Origin of the sequence: Acidithiobacillus concretivorus (genome assembly GCF_018853445.1) — a bacterium.
GTDB lineage: Bacteria > Pseudomonadota > Gammaproteobacteria > Acidithiobacillales > Acidithiobacillaceae > Acidithiobacillus > Acidithiobacillus concretivorus.
In genome coordinates this window covers 1-2,353 of record NZ_JABELD010000144.1, presented here as the reverse complement: position 1 = coordinate 2,353, position 2,353 = coordinate 1, and the positions used below count along the sequence as shown (strand labels likewise).

General features: G+C 53.8%; 3 protein-coding genes and 1 pseudogene. All 4 read right to left on the bottom strand.

The features are described 5' to 3' along the window. The coding region (locus tag HJG40_RS14020; RefSeq protein WP_215864770.1) for a hypothetical protein at positions 1–356 on the bottom strand (356 nt) is incomplete at its 3' end. 19 nt (positions 357–375) lie between these two features. Then, positions 376–987 carry a tetratricopeptide repeat protein gene (locus HJG40_RS14015; protein WP_215864769.1) on the bottom strand — a complete coding sequence of 204 codons (612 nt, stop codon included), beginning with the start codon at positions 985–987 and terminating at the stop codon, positions 376–378. Between the two features lie 257 nt (positions 988–1,244). After that, complete coding sequence (locus HJG40_RS14010) at positions 1,245–1,727, bottom strand: hypothetical protein (RefSeq protein ID WP_215864768.1); 483 nt, start codon at positions 1,725–1,727, stop codon at positions 1,245–1,247. Between the two features lie 46 nt (positions 1,728–1,773). Next, positions 1,774–2,353, bottom strand: a pseudogene (locus tag HJG40_RS14005) (hypothetical protein); the annotation flags it as partial.

Genomic DNA, 2,353 nt, shown 5'->3' with positions numbered 1-2,353 from the left:
CAAATAAACAGAATCACAATGATGACCAGCAAGATCAAAATGATCAGCGGGTATCCCCAAAAGCGACTCAAAAATCCCTCTTTTTGCGCAGGAGGGGGAGGGGGCGGAGAGTAACTGCTATAACTGGAACTTGACGCCGCAGCGGCTGCGGCTGCTGAGGCATCTGTATCGGTACCCGAATGGGTCTCTGAATGAGTATAGTGCTGCTGTTCTGGTTCATGCTGGCTTTGCGTAACCTGGCGGTATTCGGTATCCGTGTCACTATGCAAGTTGGCTTCTGATTCCGGCATGGATTCTTTGCCGCTGGTCGGGGCATCTTCTGAATGTAACTGCGGTTCTTCTCGGATGTCACTCATAATTTATTACTCCTTATGGTTAACGTGCCAGTGCCTGGCGGATGATGGTGGCCTGATTCGGGTCCAGAGAACTGATCAGGGGTAATAATGCTGCGGCAGAAGGATATTGATGCGTTGCAATTAGCGTTCGGGCAGCACCGGAATAGGCCTTGCCAGCAGATAAAGGATGACCAGTCTGGTAATAAATGTTGCCTAATTCGCCATACAATTGCGGTACTTCAGGCAGTTGATCGATTAATGCCTGATAATCGGCAATGGCGGCTTTAACATCATGTTCCCAAAACGCCCGTCGTGCAGCCATCAGCAGAGCATACTGAGACTCGGTAAGGTTTTTCGGAAAAAGGATTTTAACGTGCGGGGTAACCGGGGTTGCTTGCTGCACCGCCACGCCCGGCTGTAGTTTTGGTGTGGTGGCCGTGATCGGCACTGTTGCAGGATGGGCTACCGGAGCGGGTTTGCTTTCCTGTTTTTCCCACCAATGGTGCATTGCCTGCCATTTTTGCACCGTGTATTGCCGGGTCGTCTGCCAGTCATGACGCCAGAGTTGCGGATCCTGTATGGCAGCAATCACTACCAGAATAATGATCACCAGAATAATAAACCCAATGATTCTACCCAAAATTTGTTTCATGGCTGGCCTCTTTTGGCACCTGTATTTTTGATTTCAAGGCAATATTCGAATAATGCGGACATCATGGATACCCATAATCGGGACTATAGGGTCCTGGCGGGGGGGCATAAAACCCGCACATCCGAGTGTTGCTGCCAAAGCAGCTACTTTTCTAAAATGTTTCGCGTTCATCGAATTTGCTCCTTGATCATTTTGCGCCACAAGCCTTGCAGTTGGCGCCACTGCAATGTCACTCCCCAAACTTGGGAATTATGGTGTTACCAGGTACTCCAGGGGCTCATGGGACCCATTGGCGACATGGGGTTCATGGAGGACATGGGACTCCAGGGCATGCCACCACCCCAAGGCATACCGCCTCCACCACCCCAAGGCATACCGCCACCACTACCCCAAGGCATTTCTTCACCGCCCCAAGGCATCGCATTTCCAGACCAGTGGCGTCCGTAGCCTCCAAAGGGGCTGCCATTAAAATTCATGGGACCCCAATGGGGAAAAGTCATACGGAAACTACCCATACTCCAGGGGCCACTATTTCCGTGCCAAGGACCGCCATAACCAGACCATGGTCCGGAATTCCCTTGCCAAGGATTGGAATAACCGCTCCAGGGCATACGGTGTTGCCAGCCGGACCAAGGCATTTCGCTTCCCCAGGGCCCCCAGGCATAAGCAGCAATAGGTACGGAAAGTGTTCCCATTGCGGCAGAGAGAATGGCTACCTTTAACCATTTTGCTTTTTGCATTGCGTTCTCCTTGTTTTCAGGCGGACCTATATCCCGATATTTCCGTTTATGGATAACCATAACCAGGCTGCTGGCCATAAGACTGAGGTGGCCGGGCTTCGGGAGGGGGTCCATAGGGTGATGGCCCGTAGGCGGGTGCCCCATATTCTGGTCTAGCATATTGTGGGCCGTATTGAGGCGGGCGGGCGTAAGGATTCGGCCCGTAAGGTGATGGTCCGAAAGCCGGTGCGCCATAACCGGGTCTGGGCGCATTTTGCCAAGGCATGTTGGGGCCTTGGTAGGGCATGAGACCCATGGGGCCAAAGTTGGGACGGCCATAAGAAGGTTCACCATGGGGTTCTTGCGGATAAGCCCTGTTCGGAAAAGCACGACCATTCATTGGGTTGCCGGGCGCACCATATTGTGGGCCGTACTCTGGTGGCAGGGCATAAGGGTTGGGTCCATAGGGAGTTGGTCTTCCGTAGGCCGGTGCGCCATAGCTGGGCCTGGGGGCATTTTGCCAGGGCATGCTGGGGCCTCGGTAGGGCATGGACTCCATGGGGCCGGCATTCGGCCCGCCATAAGCTGGCCCTGGGGTATATTGGGGTGCGTATCCTTGCTGGGGTGCATATCCCTGTGGCGGTGCC

Bases quoted from the DNA above. Each gene is read 5' to 3' on its own strand.
- HJG40_RS14015 (WP_215864769.1), bottom strand. From the start codon at position 987: ATGAAACAAATTTTGGGTAGAATCATTGGGTTTATTATTCTGGTGATC.
- HJG40_RS14010 (WP_215864768.1), bottom strand. From the start codon at position 1,727: ATGCAAAAAGCAAAATGGTTAAAGGTAGCCATTCTCTCTGCCGCAATG.